Here is a 23,525-nt window from a genome sequence, read left to right on the forward strand (position 1 = left end):
ACCAACGCCTCACTGAGAACACAAGCACCCACCACAGTCCACGTGGCGGGTGCTGCATCCAGGGACTGGACGATGCCAGGGATCAGTCGGCATGTCGATCGACAACGGCACACTCTTCATTGTCAATCGAGTCCAGGTCTTCCTGCGTCGTCACCACGTCAATAAATCACCCCCTCAGCCCGTCGTATCCAACGAGAGACGCGTATGCCATCCCGATGTCTCATTTCTTGCCGTAACGCCGGTTGAACTTCTCAACTCGTCCGGCGGTGTCGACAATCTTGGCCTTGCCTGTATAGAACGGGTGGCTGGCCGAGGTGATGTCGACGTCGATGACGGGGTAAGTATTGCCGTCCTGCCACTTGATCTCGGCGGAACTGGTGACCGTTGACCTCGTCAGAAAAGCCGTGTCCGCCGAGATGTCTCTGAAGACCACCGGGTGGTAGTCGGGGTGGATGCCTTGCTTCATCAGTGTCCCTCCAGCTGTGCGTACGACGAGTTCGCATCTCGTCGTCGTCAGTATATAATAATGATTCTCATATGCAACCCATGGTAGGAGATACCCATGTCACGACGCTGTCAGGTCCGCGGCACCAAGCCAGAATTCGGCAACAACGTCTCGCACTCCCAACGTCACACCAAACGCCGCTGGAACCCCAATATCCAAAAGAAGCGCTACTGGGTGCCCTCGTTGGGTAGAAAAGTCACCCTGACTCTGACCCCCAAAGCAATCAAGGAGATCGATCGCCGCGGCGTAGACATTGTCGTCGCCGAGATGCTCACACGAGGAGAGAAAATCTAATGGCCAAAAAGACCACACAGCTGCGCCCAATCATCAAGCTACGGTCGACAGCTGGAACCGGTTACACCTACGTCACCCGTAAAAACCGACGCAATACCCCGGATCGTCTCGTCCTCAAAAAATTCGATCCCATCGTGCGTCGTCACGTTGAGTTCAAGGAGGCCCGCTAATGGCCAAAAAGTCCAAGATTGTCGCCCAGAAGAAACGTGAGAAGCTCGTAGCCCAATACGCCGAAAGGCGCGCCGAACTCAAGGCCATCATGAAGTGCCCAACTGCCTCATTGGACGAACGCATGGAGGCATCGCGTAAGCTGTCTCGCCTGCCGCGCGATTCATCCCCCGTGCGGTTACGTAACCGTGACCAAGTCGACGGGCGTCCCCGCGGCTACGTTGGCAAGGCCGGTGTGTCCCGTATCCGTTTCCGTGAGATGGCCCACCGCGGCGAACTCCCCGGAATCGCGAAGTCAAGCTGGTGAAGCCATGGCAGTACCGAAGCGAAAGAAGTCCCGTTCGACCACGCGTCATAGGCGGGCCCAGTGGAAGACCACGCCAACACAGTTGGTTGAGATCCGCGTTGAGGGCAAGGTCCTGCGCGTCCCGCGAAATCTGGTCAAGGCCTACCACTCTGGGCTGATCGACGTCGAGGACTGAACCCTGGGAGCCTGGGCGGTCCAGCATGACTGCTCAGGCTCATTACCAAAACGCGTCGATCCCGTAGGGTTGTCGTCATGAGCAAGCCCGAAGTGACCCTGCCCGATTCCGCCCCCGACGACCTCGTCGTTGAGGACATCACCATCGGCGACGGCCCTGAAGCGTCCGCTGGCAACCTCGTCGAAGTGCACTACGTCGGCGTGGCCTTAAGCAATGGTCGTGAGTTCGATTCTTCCTGGAACCGCGGTGAGCCGCTGACCTTCCAACTAGGGGCTGGCCAGGTGATCCCCGGGTGGGATGAAGGTGTCCAAGGTATGAAGGTCGGTGGACGACGCAAACTCGTCATCCCCCACCACCTTGCTTACGGTCCGCAAGGAATCTCCGGTGTGATCGCTGGCGGTGAGACGCTGGTCTTCGTCTGCGACCTTGTCAACATCATCTGACGTGACCCCCGCTCAAGCAGTCTTCGCGCCCGGGCCCTCATAGGGTCCGGGCGTCGCGCGGTAGCTGAGCCCGAAACCGCGCGGAAAAGCTGTGCCTCTGTTCGGGTCGGGCACCCGTACCGGAAGTCGCCCCACCGGGTTTCGTCCAGCCATCATCGCGACAGCCGCAACCATGCTCACCTTGCGGTTGGAGTAGACAGCTAGCGCGGCATGCGGGCGATGAGTCATCGCCACGTCGTACGGGGTCCCTGTCATAATCTCCACGACCGGCTTCCCGGTCCGCGCCAGAGCCTTAACCATGGCGTCCTGGGCATCTCCACGTTTCAACCCGTGCGTGACCACGATGACGGCATCAACACCGACAGTCACCGCTTTCTCGACATCGGCTGTCGTCGGTTCCTGTCCGGTTGACGGAACAAGAATCGGGGTGAATCCGGCCAAGCGCAACGGCTCGACGAGGTACTCCGGATTACCCCGACGTGTTCCGGTGACGAGCACCCGTGACGGCTTGAGCGGCAGAGTGCCGTCATTGACCAGCATCGTCACCGACCTGGCAGCGATGTTGTCAGCAACCTTGCGGCCAGATCGTACCTCACGATCGGCCGCCGCGAGGTCAACCGGCCTGCCCGTAATGCAGCGACGCCGCTTCCAAGCGAGGATGCGCAGCACCGATTCGTCGAGACGCCGCTCGCTAACCCGACCGTCCGCGATAGCCCTCCGCATCGCTGTGACGACGGCATCAGCGTCATGGGGGTTCAGCAAAATGTCGGATCCGGCTTCGAAAGCCTGCACCGCAACACGCCCCCGGATCGGTTTCATAAAGGCGTTGAACTCGGCACTCGCATGCCCCTCATCGGCCGCCGTGGGGTCATTGCCCTCGGCGTCGGCAGCAGCCTTGAGCCTGGTATACGTGCCCTTCTCGTCCTCGGTCATGACCGCAAGCTGGGCGCCCTCCATGTCCAGGGCGTCGGTGGTGATGATGCCGCGATACCCCATCTGTTCGCGCAGCAGGCCAGTAAGCACTTTCTTCGACAGGGTGGCCGGCATCGTCGGGTCCAAGGTCTTAACGATGATGTGGGCTGTCATGATCATGTCCACTTCCGCGCTGATCGCCATGCGGAAGGGCACCAGGTGACGCTCCAGGGTAGTGCGACCGTACTCCACGACCGGAAGACCAAGATGGGAGTCGATCTGGGTATCACCATGACCTGGGAAATGCTTGGCGGTGGCCGCAACCCCTCTGGATTGAATGCCGCGAATCTGCTCGACGCCGAGTACCCCGACGCGCACCGGATCGTCCCCCATGGACCTCACCCCGATTACGGGATTGGCTGGGTTAGTGTTGACGTCAACGTCCGGGGCGAAGTCCACGTTAATGCCCAGGGCAGCCAGCTCGCGACCGAGCACCGCGCCTTGGGCACGCGCAGCGCGCGGGTCATTGACAGCACCCAGCGCCATATTCCCTGGAAATTCGGTGGCCGGGGAGGTAATCCGCGCGACGATACCGCCCTCCTGATCGACAGCGATGGCCAACGGCGCCGTCGACGACGTCCTCGCCGCCTCTTGCAGGCCGTTGGAAAGGTGGGCGACGGCGGCCGGATTCGCGGGCGTCGAGATGTTACCGGACCAGTTGAAGTACAGCACCCCGCCAAGGTGGTACTTCTGCACGGCCTGGGCCGGAGTGCGGACGTCATCGCCAAAGGCCAGCTGATTCTTCCTCGCCATTGAAGCGTCGTCAGCGCTGGCACCGAAGACATGGGTCCATAGCACTTGACCGATCCTCTGGTCCAAGGTCATGGAGGCGAGCTGAGACCGGGTGTCATCCGCTGCCGCTCGCGACAGCGGAAGGGCTGATGCCGCAAAGGCTCCAGCCGCGGCGGCCATGACAGTGCGTCGTTTCACGGTACTTCTCCTCATGTTGTGTTCTCGTCTGGAGTTGTGCCAACGGCTGAGGCTGACCAGTCTAAGCAGGTCGGTTCGCATGACATCTCCACCCGTAGTGATACGGTCAATGGTGTCTCCCTGACGAGACAACCTCCGGCGATCACACCGACGCGATTCGCCCATGGCAATTGTGTGTGCGACCTCGCCAGGATCGTCACGCCACAACGACACCAAGAATGTATTGGGGGAAGCAAACGATGTACGACAACAGCAGCACTACCGCAGCTATGACGATCAAACTCGACGCCGAGTTCCCCCCTGACCCGGTTTTCGAACCCGGTATCCGTCGGGCCCCATCGTGTGGATTCCACCTCACCCCCGATCAGACCAAGATCGCGCTGCGCAATGCTCTGCGTTATCTACCCCCGGAGTTGCACGAGAAGGCTGTTCCGGAGTTCCTCGAGGAATTGCGTACGTATGGCCGCATCTACGCTTACCGGTGGCGTCCAGCCGGGCATATCAAGGGACGCCCAATCGACGATTACGAGGGTCGTTGTACCGAGGGCAAGGCCTTCCAGGTGCAGATTGACAATAACCTCGACTTCGACGTCGCCCTCTATCCCTACGAACTCGTCACCTATGGCGAGACCGGTAGCGTCTGCCAGAATTGGCTGCAGTACCGGCTCATCAAGAAATACCTCTCCCAGCTCACCGAGGACACCACCTTGGTCGTCATGAGCGGTCACCCGCTGGGGCTTTTCCCGTCGCGCCCAGAATCCCCGCGTGTCATCATCACCAACTCCCTCATGGTCGGCCATTTCGACAACCAGAAGGACTGGGAGATCTGTGAGGAGATGGGGGTGGCGAACTATGGACAGATGACCGCCGGCGGCTGGATGTATATTGGCCCGCAGGGCATCGTCCATGGCACCTTCAACACCATTCTCAACGCCGGAAGAATCCGGCTGGGAATTCCCGCTGACGGGGATCTCTCCGGGGTGCTTTTTGTCTCGTCAGGTCTCGGTGGCATGTCCGGGGCCCAGCCCAAGGCCGCCGAGATCGCCCACGCCGTCGGGATCATTGCCGAGGTCGACATGTCGCGCATCCAGACCCGACTGGATCAGGGTTGGGTGGGTCACGTCTCTGACGACCTTGACGAAGTTTTCGCGCTAGCCAAAAAACACATTGACGAACACACCCCAATCTCCATCGCCTACCACGGCAACATCGTCGATCTGTTGAAGTACGCCGTCGACAACAACATCAACATCCCGCTGCTATCGGACCAGACCTCCTGTCATGCCGCTTATGACGGCGGTTACTGCCCGCAGGGGCTGACCTTCGAGCAGCGCACCGAACTGTTGGCCCGCGATCGTGACGAATACGCCCGCCGCGTCAACGAATCCTTGCGCACGCACTACGAGCTCATCCGCACCCTCACCGACCGCGGCACCTATTTCTTCGACTACGGCAACGCCTTCATGGCCACCGTCTTTGAGTCCGGGGTGACCGAGATCGCCAAGGACGGGGACGCCCGCAACGGGTTCATCTGGCCGTCCTACGTTGAGGACATCATGGGCCCGGAACTCTTCGACTACGGCTACGGGCCGTTCCGGTGGGTGTGCCTGTCCGGCAAGCGCGAGGACCTCATTGCCACCGACCATGCCGCGATGGATTGCATCGACCCGAATCGCCGCGGCCAGGATCGCGATAACTACATCTGGATCCGTGACGCCGAGGCTAACAACCTGGTCGTGGGCACCCAGGCGCGCATCCTCTACCAAGATGCTCAAGGCCGTATGGACATCGCCTTGCGATTCAACAAGATGGTCCGCGATGGCGAGATCGGACCGGTCATGCTGGGACGTGATCACCACGATGTCTCCGGGACTGACTCTCCCTTCCGTGAGACCGCCAACATCAAGGACGGCTCTAACGTCATGGCTGATATGGCTACCCAGTGCTTCGCCGGCAATGCCGCCCGCGGCATGAGTCTGGTGACCCTACATAACGGCGGCGGAACCGGCATTGGTAACGCCATCAACGGCGGGTTCGGGCTCGTCCTCGACGGCTCTGAGCGGGTCGACAACGTCATTCGCAGTTCTCTGCTATGGGATGTCATGTGCGGGGTGGCGCGACGCGGCTGGGCCCGCAACGCTCACTCCATCGAGACGGCCACCGAGTTCAACCACGAGCACAACGACGCCCAAATCACCCTGCCCTACCTGGTAGATGACGCCCTTATTGACGGATTGGTGAAGTGATGACGACCTGGACTGCTGCCAGTCTGCTGGTTGAAATCGCCGCGATTGGACGCAACGAGGACGGCTCTTATTCGCGGTTTTGCCTACGTCCCGAGGAGGTGGCGCTGCGGGAATGGTTCGTCGCAAAGGCCACCGAGTTGGGGCTGGCGATCGTCACGGACGCGAACGCTAACATCTGGGCGTGGTGGGGAACTCCGGGTCCCGACGCCGTCCTGACGGGGTCCCACCTGGATTCTGTGCCCGGCGGTGGAGCCTATGACGGGCCTCTCGGCGTCGTCTCGTCATTGGTGGCTGTGGCGAAGATGCAAGAAGCCGGGATCATGCCGGCGAAACCTTTCGCAGTCGTCGCCATGGCTGACGAAGAGGGCGCCCGGTTCGGAATGCCCTGTTTGGGGTCGCGGCTGGCGTCGGGCAAGCTCAGCAAAGCTGAGGCCCACACGCTCGTCGCTCGAGATGGGCAGTCCTTGCCGGACGCGTGGCGAGAGGCCGGCTTGAACCCCGATCTCATGGGTCCCGACGACGTTCTGCTTGAGGCATCCTGCTTTGTTGAATTGCACGTTGAGCAAGGGCGAGGTCTGGCGGATGTGGGACACCCGGTCGCAATTGCCACCGCGGTACGACCACATGGACGTTGGCGTGCCGAGTTCACCGGCCAGGGAAACCACGCCGGAACGACCCTCATACCCGATCGTCATGACCCGGTCGTCCCGATGGCGCAGACCATACTGGCAGCCCGGGAGGCAGCAGAACGCGAGGGTTGCGTGACGACGGTCGGGCGGATCAACGTCGAGCCAGGTGGTACCAACGTCATTGCCTCGGCCGCGACGATGTGGCTGGACTGCCGAGCCGAGGAATCACAGACCGTCACCAAAGTCGTCGAGGACATCCAGCAGGCCTCAGAAACTGCCGCTGACAAGCAGGGGTGCCAGGTTGTCTGGACCCGCGAGTCGTGGACCGATCGCACCGCATTCGACCTGCGCGCGCGGATGCTACAGATCCTCGGCGAGGACATCCCCCAGCTATCCACCGGGGCTGGCCATGACGCCGCAACGTTAGCGACGACGATGCCTACCGGGATGCTCTTCGTCCGCAATCCCACCGGGGCTTCTCACTGCCCCGCAGAATCAGCGAGTGACGCCGACTGCGAAGCCGGGGCCGAAGCGCTGCAAACCGTGCTAGAGGAGCTCGTCAAATGAGCACATGGTTTTTCCCGAGCGCCCTGGTAGAGGGGCGGATTGCGCACAACGTGCGCGTCCAAAGCCAGAACGGCGTCATCACTGCGGTGACGATAGGGGCCGAACCTCATCGACACACCTTCGATGGGGTCGCTGTGCCGGGATTCGCCAATACTCACTCCCATATTTTCCACCGCGGGCTGCGCGGGGCCGGGGAGGGCGAAGATTTCTGGTCCTGGCGCACCGAAATGTATCGACTAGCCAACCGTCTCGACCCAGACTCCTACTACCGACTGGCGCGAGCTGCCTTTGCTGAGATGGTGGCGGCCGGATACACCAGCGTAGGTGAGTTCCACTACGTCCATCACCAGCCTGACGGGACGCCCTATCGCGATCATGCGATGGAATTAGCCCTTGTCAACGCCGCCATTGAAGCCGGGATTCGCATCACTGTCCTCGACACCTGCTACCTGCACGCCGGACCGGGAGCGCCCCTTGGCGTAGACCAGAAGAGGATTGGTGACGGTAGCGTCGAGGGGTGGTTGGAGCGTTGGCGCGCGCTGTGTGATGCTCTGCCCGACTCCCCCTTGGTGACGATGGGCGCAGCTCTACATTCGGTGCGGGCCGTCAGCCCCGACGAGATGGCCACAGCTGTAAGTGGACTACCGGAACGTGTACCCATTCACATCCACGTCTCCGAGCAGCCCCGCGAGAACACCGAATGCTTGGCTGCACATGGCCTGACGCCGACAGCAGTGCTGGACCGAGCTGGGGTGCTCTCCGACCGCACTACCATCATCCATGCCACCCATCTGACCGGCGGCGACATCGCCATGATCGCGGCTTCGGATACCGTCGTCTCACTGTGTCCAACCACCGAGGCCGATCTGGGTGACGGCATCGCGCGGGTCAAGGACCTGCAGGATGCCGGGGTGCGCATGGCAATTGGGACTGACGAGGACGTCATTACCGACCCCTTTACCGAATTGCGGATGCTGGAATCCACTGCTCGCTTGGTCACCGGGACGCGCGGTGTCATTGGTTGTGAGGCGCTGTGGAAAATCGGTACACGAAACGGGGTTGAGAGTCTCCGTCCGGCAGCTGAGCCGCTTCCACGCCAGACTTCCACACCCGGGCCTGGATCCGCTGGGCTGGCCGCCGGGGACCCCGCCGATATTGTCGTCGTCGAGCCGTCATCAGCACGCCTGGCCGGGGTGGACCCGACGCGCTGGCCCCTAGTGGCAACAGCCAATGACGTAGCGGCCACTATCGTCGCTGGGGAGTGGAACCGGCTTGATGCCGCAGTCGCCGAGGACCTGCGCCACGTATTAGACGAACTGAGAGGCCGTGACTCGTGAGCATCGTCATCAATAACATCGGTCTGCTTGTTACCAACGATCCATCTGTCGGTACTGACGAGCTCGGACAAATCCGCAATGCAGCCGTCGTGATCTGCGGGGATCGGATCGCTTGGGTAGGTCCGTCAGCACAGGCTCCGGCGGCCGATCACCAGTCCGATATGGCCGGAGCCTGCGTCATACCAGGTTTCGTCGACTCTCACAGCCACCCGGTTTTCGCCGGTGACCGGAGCGATGAGTTCGACGCGCGGATGAACGGGCAGAGGTACGAGGCTGGCGGGATTTTGCGCACTGTTCGGCGCACTCGGGAGGCTCCCATGGGGTTCCTCGACGCCGTCATGACCGGGATCCTCGACGAAATGGCACGCAGCGGGACGACGACCGTTGAGGCCAAGACGGGGTACGGGCTCGATGTCGAGACGGAGGTCAAGCTGGCGCGTGTGGCCAGTTCTCACACTGACGAGGTCACCTTCTTGGGCGCTCACGTCGTCGCACCTGAGTGCCAGTCTGATGAGTATGTCCGTCTGGTGTGTGGCGAGATGCTGCACGCCGTGCGCCCCTATGTGCGCTGGATTGATGTGTTCTGCGAGACCGGCGCCTTCGACCCCGACCAGACTCTCGAGATCCTGCGCGCTGGCACGGATGCCGGGCTGGGCTTGCGCCTCCATGCAGCCCAGCTAGGCCCCTCCGAGGTCATCCCACAAGCTTGCGAGTTGGGTCTGGCAGCCGTCGATCACTGCACCTTCTTGTCCGATGAAGACATTGACGCTCTCAAGGCCACCGGAACTGTGGCGACCCTGCTTCCGGCCGCCGAGTTCAGCACCAAACAGCCCTACCCTGACGCCCGTCGCCTCTTTGACGCAGGTGTGACGGTCGCGTTGGCTACCGACTGTAATCCCGGCACCGCGTTCACCTCGTCAATGCCATTCTGCCTTGCCATCGCGGTACGCGAGATGGGTATGACGCCAGAGCAGGCCCTCTGGTCAGCGACTGCAGGCGGTGCCGCGGCACTTCACCGCGATGACGTGGGTGTGGTGAAACCTGGTGCCCGTGCCGATCTGGTGAGCTTGGCCGCCCCGTCGTGGCTGCACCTCATGTATCGCCCAGGTGTCCCCCTCATCGACCGGGTTTGCAAAGCGGGCCGGTTCCTTAGGCTGGACCAACCAAGGCTACGACTCGACGGCTGACATCAGAATCGTCGCTTACCCTCGGCCCTCCGCCGTTCGGCAGCGGATCGGCCACGTTGGTTGCATCGGAGACGACGGGCCCTGACCATCACAGACACAATCGCCACGACGACGTGGCTCCAAGAAAGGATGACCATGAACCCAACCACCGTTGACGCCGGTGCCCCGCTCACTCCCCGCGACGTCGTCGCAGTCGCTCGGCTGGGAGCCCAAGTGACCGTGGGAGAGGACGCGATAGAGCGGGTCAAACGGGCCTCTGACCTCGTCGAGAGCCTGGCCGACGACCCCACCCCTCATTACGGCATCTCCACCGGCTTCGGTGCGCTGGCCTCCACCCGGGTGCCGCGTGACTACCGCGTGGCTCTGCAGCATTCACTCATCCGTTCTCACGCCGCGTCGACCGGACCGCGGGTCGAGAGCGAGGTCATCCGCGCCATGATGACCCTGCGCCTCAAGACGATGGCATCTGGCCACACCGGCGTACGTCCGAAGGTCGTCACTGCCTACGCCGATCTGCTTAACTCCGGACTCGTCCCAGTCGTGGGGGAATATGGGTCTCTTGGCTGTTCGGGCGACCTCGCCCCGCTAGCCCACTGTGCCCTCGTCCTGACCGGCGAAGGGACCGTCCTCACCCCTGACGGTGACGAAGTCGATGCGGCTACCGGCCTGGCCCAGGCCGGGCTGAAGCCTGTGTCCCTGCGCGAGAAGGAGGGGCTGGCCCTCATTAACGGCACTGACGGCATGCTCGGCCAGCTCATCATGGCCCTAGCTGACCTCGACGTTCTCGTTCCGACGGCTGATCTGGCGACCGCAATGACCGTCCAGGCGCTGTGCGGCATTGATCGGGTCTTCGCCCCTGACCTTCAGGCCCTGCGGCCCCATCCAGGCCAGGCCACCTCGGCCGCCAACATTCTCGCTTTGCTAGAAGGTTCTGACCTCATCCAGGCCGGTCGTGAAGGTGCCGCCAAGCGAGTCCAAGACGCCTACTCCTTGCGCTGTGCCCCACAGGTCCACGGCGCCGTCCGCGACACGATGGCCCATGCCCTGCAGGTAGCGAAGGTCGAGTTGGCCTCGGCTGTCGACAACCCAGTCATCACCGACGACATGAGGGTGGAGTCCAATGGCAACTTCCACGGCGCCCCCGTGGCGTATGTGCTTGACTTCTTGGCGATTGCTGCAGCCGACCTCGCGTCGATGAGTGAGCGCCGCACCGACCGCATGCTCGACCCGGCCCGCAACCGTGACCTACATCCCTTCCTGGCCGACGATCCCGGCGTCGACTCCGGGCATATGATCGCTCAGTACACTCAGGCCGGCATCGTCTCGGACATGAAGCGACTGGCCGTACCGGCCTCAGTAGACTCCATTCCAACCTCAGCCATGCAGGAAGACCACGTCTCGATGGGATGGTCGGCTGCCCGCAAACTGCGCCGCGCCATCGACGGTATGGGAGCAGTCATTGGTATCGAGATCCTGACCGCCGCCAAAGCCATCCAAATGCGCGGTTTGGAGCCCTCGAAGCCGGTGGCCGACGTCATCGAACGAATGCGCCAGACCATTCCTGGCCCCGGGCCAGACCGCTTCCTCGCCCCCGAAATCGACGAAGCCCACCGCCTGGTGGCCTCCGGCGAGCTCCTCGAGGTCGCCCGTCAGAGCGTGGAAGTGAGTTAACCACGCACGATTCGTGTACATGGCTCCGGTAGCCTGGGGCGTGCTCTGCCCATGCAGAGGTGAGCCATTGTTGAGTTGCGTGTCGTCCGCATCTCGGATGTCCTCCCCGCCGTTGCGGGGGTGCGCGGGCGTAGGGCAGGACGTGTTTCTGGCCCGATTCTCCCCGCCGCTGCGGGGGTCGGTGACTAACTTCGGGTGCCCTGCAGTTATTTTCCAACTTGTTAAGTTGAGCCATGCTCTTATGTTACTATTCCTGTCAACATCAACCGCAAGGAAGCGACAATGCTCAACACCTGGTCCCCACCGGCGCAGTCCTGCTGGGGCAAGACAAACGAGGTAGGAGACTGGCTCCCGGTCGTCCAACACCTCGAAGATGCTGCCGGAGTCATGGCCGAAGTCTGGAGACTCCAACCACAATCCATCCGATCGCTCCTGGCGGACACTCTTGGCGGGGAGCGGGCCGCCCAGACGTTCGTATGCTTCCTGGCGGGGATCCATGACGTCGGCAAGATCAGCGCCGACTTCGCCTTCAAGGCACGGTTGCCCCGCACCAACGGAACGTCAACGAGCTACCTATGCGACCAGATGGAACGCCAGGGCTTTGTCATTGGGAAGCCGGACAGACCGATACCCCACGGTGCGCTAGGCCAGACTCACGTCACCAGCTGGCTACTGAGCCGTTACCCCGATGCCCCCAGGGCACGCCGCTGTGCCCGCAACATCGCATCCATCGTTGGTGGCCACCACGGCACGAACCCAACGTCCGCCGACGTGGAGAAGGTCGAGCTGTCGCTGGCCCGCGAGGAGCATCTCTGGAAGGCCACCCGAGACGAGGTGCTCGACACTATGGCCGCGCATACCGGCGCCGACGAGTTCCTGCCCACCTGGATGGGCAGCCCAATTTCGATCCAGACGCAGATAGTCTGCGAGGCTCTCGTTATCGTCACCGACTGGATCGCCAGCTCGGAGACGCTGTTCCCCTACGACTTCGCCACACCAACGCCAGATCGAGTCCGCAGAGCCGTTGCCAGACTTCAGCTCCCTCACCCCTGGCAGCCTGCCCCCTGCCCCGGTTCCGTGGACGAGTTGTTCGGCACCAGCTTCCCTTCCCTCACCCACGGAGCGCCCAACGCCATGCAACGCGTAGCGGTCGAGGTTGCGGACACCATGCCCGAACCCGGCCTGCTCGCCATCGAGGCACCCATGGGACACGGCAAGACCGAGGCCGCCCTCATGTGCGCACAGGTGCTCGCCGAACGGTTCGGGCTCGGCGGCATCTTCTTCGGTCTACCGACGATGGCCACGTCCAATCCCATGTTCGGTCGAGTTCGGGAATGGCTGGACGCTGTGCCAGCCAAGGACCCGTCAAGCATTTCCCTGGCTCACTCGAAAGCTGGACTCAACGAGGAGTACCAGCAGCTCATGCCGTGGAACGCCACCATGGCCGTCTACGACGAAGGTGCCGGCACGCAGCGTGAAGCTTCGGCGATCGTCCATGAGTGGTTCTTGGGCCGCAAGCGCGCGATCCTGGCCGACCACGTCGTCGGGACCATCGACCAGGCACTGTTCACCGGTCTCAAAGCCAAGCATGTGGTGTTACGCCACCTCGGTCTGGCGAGCAAGGTCGTCATCATTGATGAGGTCCACGCCGCCGACGTCTATATGCGCGAATACCTCAAGGTCGTCCTCGAATGGCTCGGCGCCTACCGCACGCCAGTCATCCTCATGTCCGCGACGCTGCCACCGGCCCAACGTCATGAACTCGCGCTAGCGTACGCTAAGGGGCGCCACGGAAGAAACGCGCAGGTGGTCCTCACGACGACCGATGAGTACCCAATCGTGACCACGATATCCGATGGTGTCGCCCAACAAGGCACTTCGACGTCGGCGCCGGGACGACAGGTTGTCGTCCGCTCTATGGGCGACTCCCTTGACGAGCTCATCAACCTCATTGAAGACAAGATGTCCGACGGTGGTTGCATCGGCATCATCCGCGACACGGTCGCCCGGGCCCAGGACACCTTCGATGCCCTTGATAGTCGCCTTGACTGCGAAGTCGTGCTCGTCCACTCCCGCTTCTTAGCTCCGCAGCGGGCCCGTCGTGAGGCCGATCTGGTTCGGCGCCTTGGACGCTCGGGCGAGAGCCGACCCGACCGGCTGGTGGTCGTGGGGACACAGGTACTTGAGCAGTCGCTCGACGTCGACTTCGATCTGCTCATCAGCGACATCGCGCCGATAGACCTTCTGCTGCAGCGCATCGGCCGCCTTCATCGGCACGACCGACAACGCCCAGTTCCCCTGCGTGAAGCCACTTGTCTCGTCACCGGCGTCGACGCCTGGCTGGAGGACGGCCCCCAGTTCAGCCGGGGCATCGAACTGGTGTACGAGCCCGACTTCCTACTGCGCACTGCCGCTATTCTTGACGGCCTTTCGAGTGGAATCGTCAACGTGCCCCAAGACATTCCTCGACTCGTCCGTATCGCATACGAGGAGACATTCACCTGGCCCGACGCATGGGCGAGTCGCGGGGAAGACGCCGCCCTCGAATCTAGATCGCGCCACAAGGCAGCCACGTCTCGGGCTATGACATATCGACTTTCCGATCCCTTCGGCGCCTCAAGCCTCATGAAGGGAATCACCGACATGAAGACCGTCGACCCGGAAAACACACGCGGTCACGCCTCGGTGCGCGATTCCGAGGACTCCATCGAAGTCATCGTCGTACAGCAGACCAACTCCGGTGGGTATCACCTCATGGACGGCATCGGAGAGTTCTCAGGAGCTGACCTACCGCTCTTTGGCGCCCCCGGCGGCGACCTAGCTCGGGCGGTCGCATCCTGCACGGTCACCCTGCCCCGATCGCTGTCGAATCCCTGGGACATCGATCAGACGATTACCGAACTCGAGAACGCACCGATTGATCTGAGTTCATGGCAGTCGTCACCATGGCTGCGTGGGCAACTCGTCCTTGTCTTAGACGCCGATGGCAACTCAACCCTTCTCGATCGCCAAATTCACTATGATCTTAGTCGGGGACTCACAGTTGAGCCCCGTCCCCAGAATGGAGTACCCGCATGACGAGCGCATTCAACCTCATGGATGAGCCGTGGATATCTGTAAGGACGCCGGACAACGGCGTCACCGAAGTCTCAATCCGAGAAGCCTTTCACCGGGCCACCGAGTTCCGCGGGCTCGCCGGTGAGATTCCCACCCAAGAGGCAGCTGTTTTGCGGCTACTCTTGGCCATTGCTATTCAAGCAACGGCTCGATTCCGCAGTGATGACGAGAAGATCGACGACTGGGGTCAGTGGTGGGAGGAAGGCCTTCCCCTCGACGAGATCGACTCCTACTCGGACCGGTGGCTCAACCGCTTCAACCTTTTCGACGACAGCGCCCCATTCATGCAAGTCACCGATCTTCACACTAGTAACGGTGGGTATTCCGGCCTCACGAAGATCATCAGTGAAGTTCCTCCTAACGACAAGTTTTTCACGACGAGAGATGGAGCGGGAACCACATCGCTGAGCTTCGCCGAGGCCGCGCGCTGGCTGGTTCATACCCACGCTTTCGACGTCTCGGGTATCAAATCGGGGGCTGTCGGCGATCCTCGAGTCAAAGGAGGCAGAGGCTACCCCATTGGCACCGGTATCAGTGGTCCGATGGGAATTGTCATCGTCGAGGGCAAGTCGTTGGCTGAAACTATTTTACTCAACCTTTTCCTCCAGGACGACCCGCAGCAGGACGTGCCGGTCTGGGAGCGTCCCCCGCAGACTGCCACACCCGATCGAGAGCATCCGGTGCCCACCGGATGCGCCGACCTGTTCACCTGGCAGAGCCGACGGGTACGCCTCATTGCTGACGGTGACCGGGTCGTCGACGTCCTGCTATGCAATGGTGACAAAGTCGAATGGAAGTACCTTCTTCACAACGACTCGACCACCGCTTGGCGCTACAGCGCCCCCCAGACGAAGGCTGCCGGTGAGACCGTGTACATGCCTCGAAGCCATGACTCGACGAAAGCCATGTGGCGGGGGCTGGAACCGCTGCTGGTGCGTGAGCCAGCTGCCGACGACCGACGCAGGAAGAAGGCTGGCGAGCCGGATGAGCTGTGGCTGAGGCCCGAAATCTTCGAGCAACTCGCAGCCTTTTCCAGCGACGGAGCCTTACCTCGTGACCACGTGACTCGGATCCGAACTATCGGTATGGAATATGGGTCACAGAGCTCAGTCGTGACAACGACCATCGACGACGCCATGCCCGCGGCCATGGCCGTTATCGCCGATGAGCAGCTCGGTCGGCTTGCCGTCGAATCCGCCCAGACAGCGGACTCTCTGATCTTCGCACTCCAGAATCTCGCCACCGACCTGGCCGCAGCGACCGGCAGCGAATCAGAGGGGGTACGGCCACGCGCCTCGGAGATGGGCTACGCGGCACTCGACCCGACATACCGGGACTGGTTCAGTCGTTTATCTAGCAGGACGGATGTCGAGACTGCGACACTGTCTTGGCGGCGGCGGGCGCGACAGGTGGTGCGAGAGATCGGTGAGCAGCTGTGCCGAGACGCCGGTCCGACGGCGCTCACGGGACGCATGGTGCCAGTTCCCAACACCGAGCGAGAAGACCTCATGGATCGCGCGCGCGCATGGCAGCGTTTCGTGGCTCGCGTGCGTACCTCAGCCCCGCTCCCAGAAGACCCTCACCGTGACACCAAGACATCTCGGAAGGAACAGTGATGCCAGAACCCTGGAATGACGTCACCAAAGCGACGCTAGACGTCGTCAATCACCTGCAACGGGGGTACCTTATGGTTCCCCGTGATGCGTGGTCAGTGCGCACCATGGCCGCGCTACGCCATGCCGATGCTGCGGCGCCGGGAACCGACCCCGCAGTGTGGGAGGTCACCTTGGGGCATCTTCCCGACGACTTGTTAGGTCGCAACGCCGCCCCGGCCACTGCGGCCGAGCGGGCGGTCCACGCCTCGGTCGTGCTGTACGCCATCCACCAACAGTCCCGGTCCGAGCCCATGCACATGCCTGGCATCGGACTTGGTCAAGCCGTGCACAGCTTGTCCACCCGCCGTTCCAGCGGGTCCGAGTGGGACCCCGGTACGATCTCGCGGTTCCAGCATTTGTGTCGGGCCCAGCAGTGGGGCATTCGCATCGAAAACCTTCGCGGACTGATCGCCCTCATGAGATCAGAGGGCGTACCGCTCGACCACGGACGGCTTGCCACTGATCTGTGGCGCATCCAGACCTCTGCTTCCGACCACGTCCTCTTGGACTGGGGACGCCAACTTCACCGCATCCCGCCGTCCAACAACCCGACTCCCTCTACCACAACCGACCAAGGAGAAGCCCGATGAGTTCGTACTATGTCGACATCCACGTCATCCAGAGTGTCCCGCCGTCCAACGTCAACCGTGACGACACCGGGTCACCAAAGTCAGCCCTGTATGGCGGGGTCCGCCGGGCGCGGGTCAGCTCCCAGGCATGGAAGAAGGCCGTGCGGACCTCCTTTAAGGAGTTCCTCCCTGCAAACCAGACCGGTTCGCGAACCTTGCGCGTCGTCGAACTGCTCATGAACCGACTCACTGCGGCCCCATATGGGCTCCCTGAAGAGGATGCCAGGCAGAAGGCTCTCGAGGTCGTCAAGGCGCTCGGACTCAAGGCCGAGAAACCTCGTAAGAAGGACGAGTCGGGAGCCGAGGGAATCGAACGCACGCAGTACCTGGTCTTTTACTCGAACCAGCAACTCGATCGGCTGGCACAGCTCGCCGCAACAACCGACGGCAAGATCACCGCAACCGACGCTAAAAAAGCAGCCGATTCCGACCATGGGATCGAGGTGGCGTTGTTCGGGCGCATGGTGGCAGATTCAAAGGATCTCAACGTCGACTCGGCCGTGCAGGTCGCCCACGCGCTGAGCACACACGCCGTCGAGATCGAGTCCGACTACTTCACTGCGGTCGATGATTACAAACTCGACGAGGACGACGCAGGAGCCGGCATGATCGGCACTGTCGAGTTCACCTCCGAGACGTTGTATCGGTTCGCGACCGTTGCCGTATCGACTCTCAAGGATAATCTCGGCGATGTTGACCTGACAGCTCAGGCAGCCTCAGCCTTCGTCCGTGGGTTCATCATGTCGATGCCCACCGGTAAACAGAACACCTTCGCCAACAACACAATCCCGGACGCCGTCGTCGTCCAGGTTCGCAAGGGCCGTTCCGCGAGCTTCATCGGGGCCTTCGAGGACCCCGTGACGTCCGACGACGGCGGATTCGTCGCCGCGTCGTGCCAGGCGGTGGCGGCATACGCACACGACTGTGAGGAGGCATTCCTGGGAGCCCCCGAAGCGTCCTTCGTGACTCGCGTCGGCTCACGTACCGAGGCCATCGGCACCATGGGCACCCAGATGCCGATAGACGACCTCGTCTCCTCTGTTCGCGACCAGGTCACGTCGCTTCTCCAGGACGAGTCGTGACCGTCCTGCTCTTACGCCTCGCGGGGCCCTTGCAATCCTGGGGAGATTCCAGCCGATTTACGACCCGGGCCACACGACGGGAACCGACGAAGTCCGGCGTCATCGGGTTGTTGGCTGCGGCGCAGGGACGACGTCGCACCGACAGTCTCGAAGACCTGCTCACCCTGCGATTCGGTGTGCGAACCGACCAGCCGGGGTCGATCGTGCGGGACTTCCAGACAGCCATGGACTGGGCACATCCCAAAAAGGACGGCCGCGTCAAAGCCATGCCGTTGTCAAACCGCTACTACTTGGCCGACGCAGTCTTCGTGGCGGCGGTCGAAGGAGACCCGTCTCTCCTCCAGGCGTTGGACGAGGCAATCAGAGACCCGGAGTTCCCGCTCTACCTCGGCCGAAGATCCTGTCCCACGGAAGGACAGGTGTCCTTAGGCGTGCGAGAGAGCGAGCTGGTGAAGACCTTGGAAAATGAGCCTTGGCACGCCAAGCTGTGGCACCAACGCCGACTGGGACGATCCGTCCGACTTCCCATCGCCTATGACGCCGGGCCGGGACAGATCGGCGACACCGTCCGCGACATACCGCTGAGCTTCAACCCTGAGCGGCGCGAGTACGGCTGGCGCGACGTCACGACGACAACGATTGTCGTCGACAACCCCAACGGAAGCGACGAGCCCGACTGGTTCGCAGGCCTAGAAGGAGCTTGATGTTTCTCACCCAGTTCGATATCAATGTGGCCCGTCGCGACGCCATGCGCCTATTGGCATCACCGGAGCGACTTCATGCCGCGGTGTTGGGTGCCTTTCCCCCCGGCCAGTCCGTCTCCAATGGTGCACGCACCCTGTGGCGTCTGGATCGGGGGCCGGCCAGGCACGATGCGCGGCTCATGATTGTCAGCCCGCTGCGACCAGACCTGACAGCCCTTAACGAGCAGGCCGGCTGGTCCAATGGTGCCTCGAGTCGGTCCGCGAACTACGACCCCTTTCTGCAAGCGCTCCGATCCGGGTCGACGTGGCGTTTCAGATGCACGATCAATCCCACGACTGCCGTACGCAAGTCTGCCGGGTCCCGGGGACAACGCGTCGCCGAGGTCACAGCCGAACAGCAGCTAACTTGGTTTATCGGTCGCGTGGAACGTCACGGTTACACCGTGCCAGTCAATGACCAGGGGGCGCCATCCGCCCAAGTGACCCGTCGCGAGATACTACGGTTTCGGCGTCAACGATCCACGGTGACGCTCGCAGTGACTCAGGTTGACGGCGTCATCCAGATCCAGGATGCCGATGCCGCTCGGCTGGCACTCGTGCAAGGCATCGGGCCGGCGAAAAGCTACGGCTGCGGGCTGATGACTCTGGCACCGACGGTGAGGTGACCGATGGCCAAGCCAGTCCCGGGCGCACGGCCTGCCGAGGTCCAAGAGTTGGCACGCGCCCAGGACCGGCTGAGCTTCATCTACATCGAGCACTGCATTGTCAACCGGGATTCCAACGCCATCACGGCATCAAACCAGCGGGGGACGGTGCATGTCCCGGCGTCAATCATCGGAGCGCTGCTACTCGGCCCAGGAACGAATGTCACCCATCAGGCGATGGTGCTCCTGGCCGAGTCAGGTGCGACGACACTGTGGGTGGGGGAACAGGGCGTCCGGTACTACGCTCACGGGCGTCCCCTCGCCCGCACCACGCGCCTGCTGCAGCTTCAGGCCGAAGCCGTCACCGACCGCACGAAGAGGCTGGCGGTTGCGCGACGCATGTACGAGATGAGGTTTCCGGATGATGTTGCCACGGGACTGACATTGCAGGAACTTCGGGGCCACGAAGGAACTCGAGTTCGGCAAGCGTATCGGGATGCGGCCACCAAGTTCGGCGTAAACTGGGACAAACGCAGCTACAAGGTCAAGGACTTCACGTCATCGGACCCAGCGAATCAGGCACTCACTGCCGCCACGACGTGCCTCTACGGAGTAGTTCACTCCGTGATCGCGGCGCTGGGGATGTCTGCCGGGCTCGGCTTCGTTCACACGGGCCATGATCGGTCCTTCGTCTACGACGTCGCGGACCTCTACAAGACCTCGTTGGCAGTTCCGGTCGCGTTCGAGTGTGCGGCGACCGGCGACATCGATGACCTTGCTGGGATCACTCGACGAGCCATGCGCGATGCTTTCCACGAGTCGAAACTACTGACCAAGTGCGTGCAGGACATCCATGTCCTCCTGAACGCCCCCGGTGATCCTGACGAGGGATACGGCTGGGACATCGTCGACTTGTGGGACGACCGGGAAGGCGTAGTGGCCGGTGGAAGGTCCTGGGGCTAATCATGACCGTGCTTGTCCTCACCGCATGCCCAGCGGGTCTACGCGGCCATCTCACCCGATGGCTACTCGAGATCAGCCCAGGAGTTTTCGTCGGTCACGTTCCGACTCGCGTCAGGGATGCACTGTGGGACAGGGTCATCGAGATGTGCCGGGATGGCCGCGCAATCTTGGTGTATACGGTACGCGGTGAACAACACTTCGAGTTCCGGGTGCACCGCCATGACTGGGAAGTGGTCGACTTCGACGGGCTGAAGCTCATGCGGAGGCCAAACAATCGAGGTCAGACCTCAACACTCCGGCCAGGGTGGAGTTCAGCTGCGCGGCGCCGCAGAGTTTCGAGACGTTAGATCGAGTACACTCGTATCTGGTAACAGCTCCTGCATCAGTCGTAGTCGGCTGGTGTATTCCCCGCCTATGCGGGGGTGAGCCCACGAACCATAGGAAGCCCCTCCAGGGCCTCCAGTATTCCCCGCCTATGCGGGGGTGAGCCCGGGTTTGAGGATGTGATGGATCGTTTGAAGGAGTATTCCCCGCCTATGCGGGGGTGAGCCCAGGCCGATCCATACAAAAAATCATCGACCACCGTATTCCCCGCCTATGCGGGGGTGAGCCCAACACCTACCGGCATGTATCATCCATGTACAGGTATTCCCCGCCTATGCGGGGGTGAGCCCATTCTTCATAGCGCCCTCAAACGTCTTACCAGGTATTCCCCGCCTATGCGGGGGTGAGCCCATTCTTCATAGCGCCCTCAAACGTCTTACCAGGTATTCCCCGCCTATGCGGGGGTGAGCCCATGCAACAGAAGCAAAGGCAACAGAACACAACGTATTCCCCGCCTATGCGGGGGTGAGCCTAATGGTGGAGCCAGTATCCCTGCCCAATGCTGGTATTCCCCGCCTATGCGGGGGTGAGCCCGAGGGCTACCACGTGGTCGATTTGGACTGTCGGTATTCCCCGCCTATGCGGGGGTGAGCCCAGGCGCTCCACTCCCTCGCCCTGGCCACCAACGTATTCCCCGCCTATGCGGGGGTGAGCCCATTCCCATCGCAACAGAAGCTGTGCTACACTAGTGATTCTTGCTTATGCGGGTGAGCCCGGACGTGATCCATCCCCCAGTTACTGCACGAACCATCACCCCGGAGAAATCAACATGGCCCAGTTCTGCAACGTATCCATCACCCTCGCAACCTTCGCATCAGCGGCCGTTCTCCTCATCTCGATCACTGCACCGGCATCCGCATCGCCCAGCTCACCGAGTGATCCACCACTGTCGTCCGCCACCACAGCAGTACGTGCACAGGTAACGGACCCCGACACAAATCGGACCTACACACCGTCCAGTACCGCAAGCAAAGTTGGCCTCAATGCGAGCAGCGGCGACCCCATTGTCGCCTCCTACTGGACACCCGAACGCATGAAGAACGCCATGCCCGCCGACACCCCGACAAGCACGGCTGAAGTAGACCGACAGTTTGATGAGCTCAAACAACAGGCTTCGGCAAACGAGTCGCTTACTGACGGCTCCTCTCCCGTAGCGGCAACGTCGACCACGATCACGCCGCAGGCTGCACCCCCGGTCACGAACTTCTCGAAAACCAACGGAAAAGTCTTCTACTATAATCAGACCGACGGCAAGGATTACGTGTGCTCCGGATCCTCCATTAATAGCGACTCCAAACGTCTAGTCGTCACTGCCGGCCACTGCGTCTATGGCGCCCCGGGAAACGAATGGCACACCAATTGGATATTCGCACCGGGCTACAACAACGGCACCACGTATGGCACCTACCAAGCTGCCACGCTCCGCACGTTCACTGACTGGATCAACTACGGTGAATCCGGCCGAGGATTCAACTCAGACGTCGCCTTCGTCACAACCTACGACGGAAGCACCTCCGAAGCCCCCGTCGTAAACGCGGTCGGCGGCCACGGCTTCAGGTGGGGCGGCGGCTTCGGCTTCGACGTCAGCGTCTTCGGCTACCCGGCGAACCTCAATGGGGGCCAAATCATGTGGGCCTGCTGGGGGACCAGCGGCACCGGCTGGCTCGGAGTCTACGAGTTCAACCATATTGCCGGTTGCAACTTCGGAGGCGGTTCGTCGGGCGGCCCCTGGCTCGACGAATACAGCAACACCACTGGTCTCGGGTACGTCCGCAGCGTAACCTCGAACGGACCCACCAACAGTACCGCCTACATTCAGGGACCATACTTCGACAGTCGCGTCAACGACTTGTTCGTTGCTGCGAACAACGACTGGTGAACACACCATCATGGATAATTGGATTCACCCCCGCCGCCTCTTGGCCGTGCTTGTGGCATCCGTCTTGGCTGGTATTGCCATGACGGGCTGCACTGCCAGCGGGGGCGAATCCCCTCCCAGCTCCGCGACCACAGATGCTGGCTACAGTCCCACAGCAAAGCCACCAGGACAATCACCCAACGACATACAGCAACGGACCGACCTCAACAACGAACACACGTCCTCATGGAGCCAATACGAAGTGATCTCGGACGACTCCGTGCGCATTTTCTTTTCCATGAGCAATCCCCAGTGCTACGGCGTACGAGCCATCGTCGACGAAGACGCCACCACGGTGCGGATCACCCTCCACGAAGGGACGCTTCCCGACGCGCCCGCCGAGTGCGCCACTGTCGCAGCGAATGCATCCCTTCTCCTCACCACTCGCAACCCCATCGGAACCCGCTCCATCGTTCCCGGTAAATAGCTCAACAAGATGTCACGATCGACCTCACGGAAGGCGCACTCCCCGGGAACAACCCAGTGCCAGTAGATCGCTCTTAGAACCACCACCGTCAATCTGGACCAGCCGCTCAACGACAGGAATATCCACCAACCCGCCGGGTAAAAGCCATCGTCAGTTAGTCCTCTGCTACAACGCGGGCGAGATAGGCCAGGCCGGCGCGACGTAGGACGTCGGCCTGGCTTGTTCTCACTGTTCATTCTATTCGTTCCTTTCATGCTATTGGCGCGATTCGCGCTATTGGAACTAATCAGTGGGGTCCTCGATGATAGCTTCGGCGATCCGGTGCGCGGCGGCCAGTACACGGCTGGCGCTCTGTCGGATGAGGTCGGCGTCTCCCTTGAGCCATCCGGCGACGTAGCCGACGCTGTAGGCGCTGGTGTCGAGTCCGAGGATGCCGGCGACCACGTGAGCGACGCTCTCGGCCTCGACCTCGCACTGTCCCCGGTGGCCCGTAGTACTCGGTGGGGGTGATGCCGGCGTGCATGAGCGCGTGGGCCGCTCGATGATCGGCGCGGCCATCTGGTCGGCGCGG

The 23,525-nt window shown here is 62.0% G+C and carries 23 protein-coding genes and 1 CRISPR repeat array; of the genes, 21 read left to right on the forward strand and 2 right to left on the reverse strand.

Annotation, left to right across the window (positions count from 1 at the left end; all coding sequences use genetic code 11):
• Positions 1–220 precede the first annotated feature (220 nt).
• Positions 221–466, reverse strand: coding sequence for a type B 50S ribosomal protein L31 (locus tag LRP59_RS00815; protein ID WP_002514592.1), 246 nt, complete (start codon positions 464–466; stop codon positions 221–223).
• A gap of 96 nt (positions 467–562) precedes the next feature.
• On the opposite strand from LRP59_RS00815, the gene rpmB reads away from it, so the two are divergent.
• The 5 genes from rpmB (at position 563) to LRP59_RS00840 (ending at position 1,892) form a co-directional block, all read left to right on the forward strand.
• Positions 563–799 (forward strand): 50S ribosomal protein L28, encoded by a 237-nt coding sequence (gene rpmB, locus LRP59_RS00820; protein ID WP_002514593.1) that lies wholly within the window; start codon positions 563–565, stop codon positions 797–799.
• Positions 799–969 carry a 50S ribosomal protein L33 gene (gene rpmG / locus LRP59_RS00825; protein ID WP_002514594.1) on the forward strand — a complete coding sequence of 57 codons (171 nt, stop codon included), beginning with the start codon at positions 799–801 and terminating at the stop codon, positions 967–969. The genes rpmB and rpmG overlap by 1 nt, the downstream gene beginning before the upstream one ends.
• Positions 969–1,274, forward strand: a complete 306-nt coding sequence (gene rpsN, locus LRP59_RS00830; protein WP_002514595.1) for a 30S ribosomal protein S14 — start codon at positions 969–971, stop codon at positions 1,272–1,274. Before rpmG ends, rpsN begins: the two co-directional genes overlap by 1 nt.
• 4 nt (positions 1,275–1,278) lie before the next feature.
• Complete coding sequence (gene rpmF / locus LRP59_RS00835) at positions 1,279–1,449, forward strand: 50S ribosomal protein L32 (protein WP_002514596.1); 171 nt, start codon at positions 1,279–1,281, stop codon at positions 1,447–1,449.
• A 77-nt stretch (positions 1,450–1,526) separates the two neighbouring features.
• A complete protein-coding gene (locus LRP59_RS00840) occupies positions 1,527–1,892 on the forward strand; it encodes an FKBP-type peptidyl-prolyl cis-trans isomerase (protein ID WP_002531744.1) in 366 nt (121 codons plus the stop codon).
• Between the two features lie 12 nt (positions 1,893–1,904).
• Here the strand turns inward: LRP59_RS00840 and LRP59_RS00845 are convergent, their stop codons facing one another.
• On the reverse strand, positions 1,905–3,776 hold the full coding sequence (locus LRP59_RS00845; protein WP_002533018.1) for a glycoside hydrolase family 3 protein: 1,872 nt from the start codon (positions 3,774–3,776) through the stop codon (positions 1,905–1,907).
• Positions 3,777–4,012: 236 nt separating this feature from the next.
• Here LRP59_RS00845 and LRP59_RS00850 point away from each other — a divergent pair, with 236 nt between their 5' ends.
• The 16 genes from LRP59_RS00850 (at position 4,013) to LRP59_RS00925 (ending at position 23,464) form a co-directional block, all read left to right on the forward strand.
• Complete coding sequence (locus LRP59_RS00850) at positions 4,013–6,040, forward strand: urocanate hydratase (RefSeq protein ID WP_002520766.1); 2,028 nt, start codon at positions 4,013–4,015, stop codon at positions 6,038–6,040.
• Positions 6,040–7,236 carry an allantoate amidohydrolase gene (locus LRP59_RS00855; protein ID WP_002514600.1) on the forward strand — a complete coding sequence of 399 codons (1,197 nt, stop codon included), beginning with the start codon at positions 6,040–6,042 and terminating at the stop codon, positions 7,234–7,236. Before LRP59_RS00850 ends, LRP59_RS00855 begins: the two co-directional genes overlap by 1 nt.
• Positions 7,233–8,573: a formimidoylglutamate deiminase gene (locus LRP59_RS00860; RefSeq protein WP_002514601.1), complete on the forward strand. Its 1,341-nt coding sequence runs from the start codon at positions 7,233–7,235 to the stop codon at positions 8,571–8,573. Before LRP59_RS00855 ends, LRP59_RS00860 begins: the two co-directional genes overlap by 4 nt.
• The gene (hutI, locus tag LRP59_RS00865; protein WP_002514602.1) at positions 8,570–9,760 is read left to right on the forward strand and encodes an imidazolonepropionase; all 1,191 of its coding nucleotides are present in this window, start codon (positions 8,570–8,572) and stop codon (positions 9,758–9,760) included. Before LRP59_RS00860 ends, hutI begins: the two co-directional genes overlap by 4 nt.
• 129 nt (positions 9,761–9,889) lie before the next feature.
• Entirely contained in the window at positions 9,890–11,431 is a 1,542-nt protein-coding gene (gene hutH, locus LRP59_RS00870) for a histidine ammonia-lyase (protein ID WP_002520769.1), read from the forward strand.
• 282 nt (positions 11,432–11,713) lie between these two features.
• Positions 11,714–14,509: a CRISPR-associated helicase/endonuclease Cas3 gene (locus tag LRP59_RS00875; protein ID WP_002514605.1), complete on the forward strand. Its 2,796-nt coding sequence runs from the start codon at positions 11,714–11,716 to the stop codon at positions 14,507–14,509.
• Positions 14,506–16,164 (forward strand): type I-E CRISPR-associated protein Cse1/CasA, encoded by a 1,659-nt coding sequence (casA, locus tag LRP59_RS00880; protein ID WP_002514606.1) that lies wholly within the window; start codon positions 14,506–14,508, stop codon positions 16,162–16,164. The genes LRP59_RS00875 and casA overlap by 4 nt, the downstream gene beginning before the upstream one ends.
• A complete protein-coding gene (casB, locus tag LRP59_RS00885; protein ID WP_002514607.1) occupies positions 16,164–16,793 on the forward strand; it encodes a type I-E CRISPR-associated protein Cse2/CasB in 630 nt (209 codons plus the stop codon). The genes casA and casB overlap by 1 nt, the downstream gene beginning before the upstream one ends.
• Positions 16,790–17,914 (forward strand): type I-E CRISPR-associated protein Cas7/Cse4/CasC, encoded by a 1,125-nt coding sequence (gene cas7e, locus LRP59_RS00890; RefSeq protein ID WP_002514608.1) that lies wholly within the window; start codon positions 16,790–16,792, stop codon positions 17,912–17,914. Before casB ends, cas7e begins: the two co-directional genes overlap by 4 nt.
• Positions 17,911–18,618 (forward strand): type I-E CRISPR-associated protein Cas5/CasD, encoded by a 708-nt coding sequence (gene cas5e, locus LRP59_RS00895; RefSeq protein WP_002514609.1) that lies wholly within the window; start codon positions 17,911–17,913, stop codon positions 18,616–18,618. The genes cas7e and cas5e overlap by 4 nt, the downstream gene beginning before the upstream one ends.
• Complete coding sequence (gene cas6e, locus LRP59_RS00900; protein ID WP_002514610.1) at positions 18,618–19,283, forward strand: type I-E CRISPR-associated protein Cas6/Cse3/CasE; 666 nt, start codon at positions 18,618–18,620, stop codon at positions 19,281–19,283. Before cas5e ends, cas6e begins: the two co-directional genes overlap by 1 nt.
• A 3-nt stretch (positions 19,284–19,286) precedes the next feature.
• Entirely contained in the window at positions 19,287–20,225 is a 939-nt protein-coding gene (cas1e, locus tag LRP59_RS00905) for a type I-E CRISPR-associated endonuclease Cas1e (RefSeq protein ID WP_002514611.1), read from the forward strand.
• 2 nt (positions 20,226–20,227) lie between these two features.
• Positions 20,228–20,572 carry a type I-E CRISPR-associated endoribonuclease Cas2e gene (gene cas2e, locus LRP59_RS00910; protein ID WP_002520771.1) on the forward strand — a complete coding sequence of 115 codons (345 nt, stop codon included), beginning with the start codon at positions 20,228–20,230 and terminating at the stop codon, positions 20,570–20,572.
• A 54-nt stretch (positions 20,573–20,626) separates the two neighbouring features.
• A CRISPR array of direct repeats spans positions 20,627–21,327; the repeat unit is 29 nt; unit sequence GTATTCCCCGCCTATGCGGGGGTGAGCCC.
• 51 nt (positions 21,328–21,378) lie between these two features.
• Positions 21,379–22,488: a serine protease gene (locus LRP59_RS00915; RefSeq protein WP_002514612.1), complete on the forward strand. Its 1,110-nt coding sequence runs from the start codon at positions 21,379–21,381 to the stop codon at positions 22,486–22,488.
• 277 nt (positions 22,489–22,765) lie between these two features.
• On the forward strand, positions 22,766–22,954 hold the full coding sequence (locus LRP59_RS00920) for a hypothetical protein (RefSeq protein WP_156190674.1): 189 nt from the start codon (positions 22,766–22,768) through the stop codon (positions 22,952–22,954).
• 252 nt (positions 22,955–23,206) lie between these two features.
• Positions 23,207–23,464, forward strand: a complete 258-nt coding sequence (locus LRP59_RS00925; protein ID WP_157862689.1) for a hypothetical protein — start codon at positions 23,207–23,209, stop codon at positions 23,462–23,464.
• The last annotated feature ends 61 nt before the right edge of the window (positions 23,465–23,525 follow it).

The organism is Cutibacterium sp. 37298, assembly GCF_023838685.1.
Taxonomy (GTDB): domain Bacteria; phylum Actinomycetota; class Actinomycetes; order Propionibacteriales; family Propionibacteriaceae; genus Cutibacterium; species Cutibacterium acnes.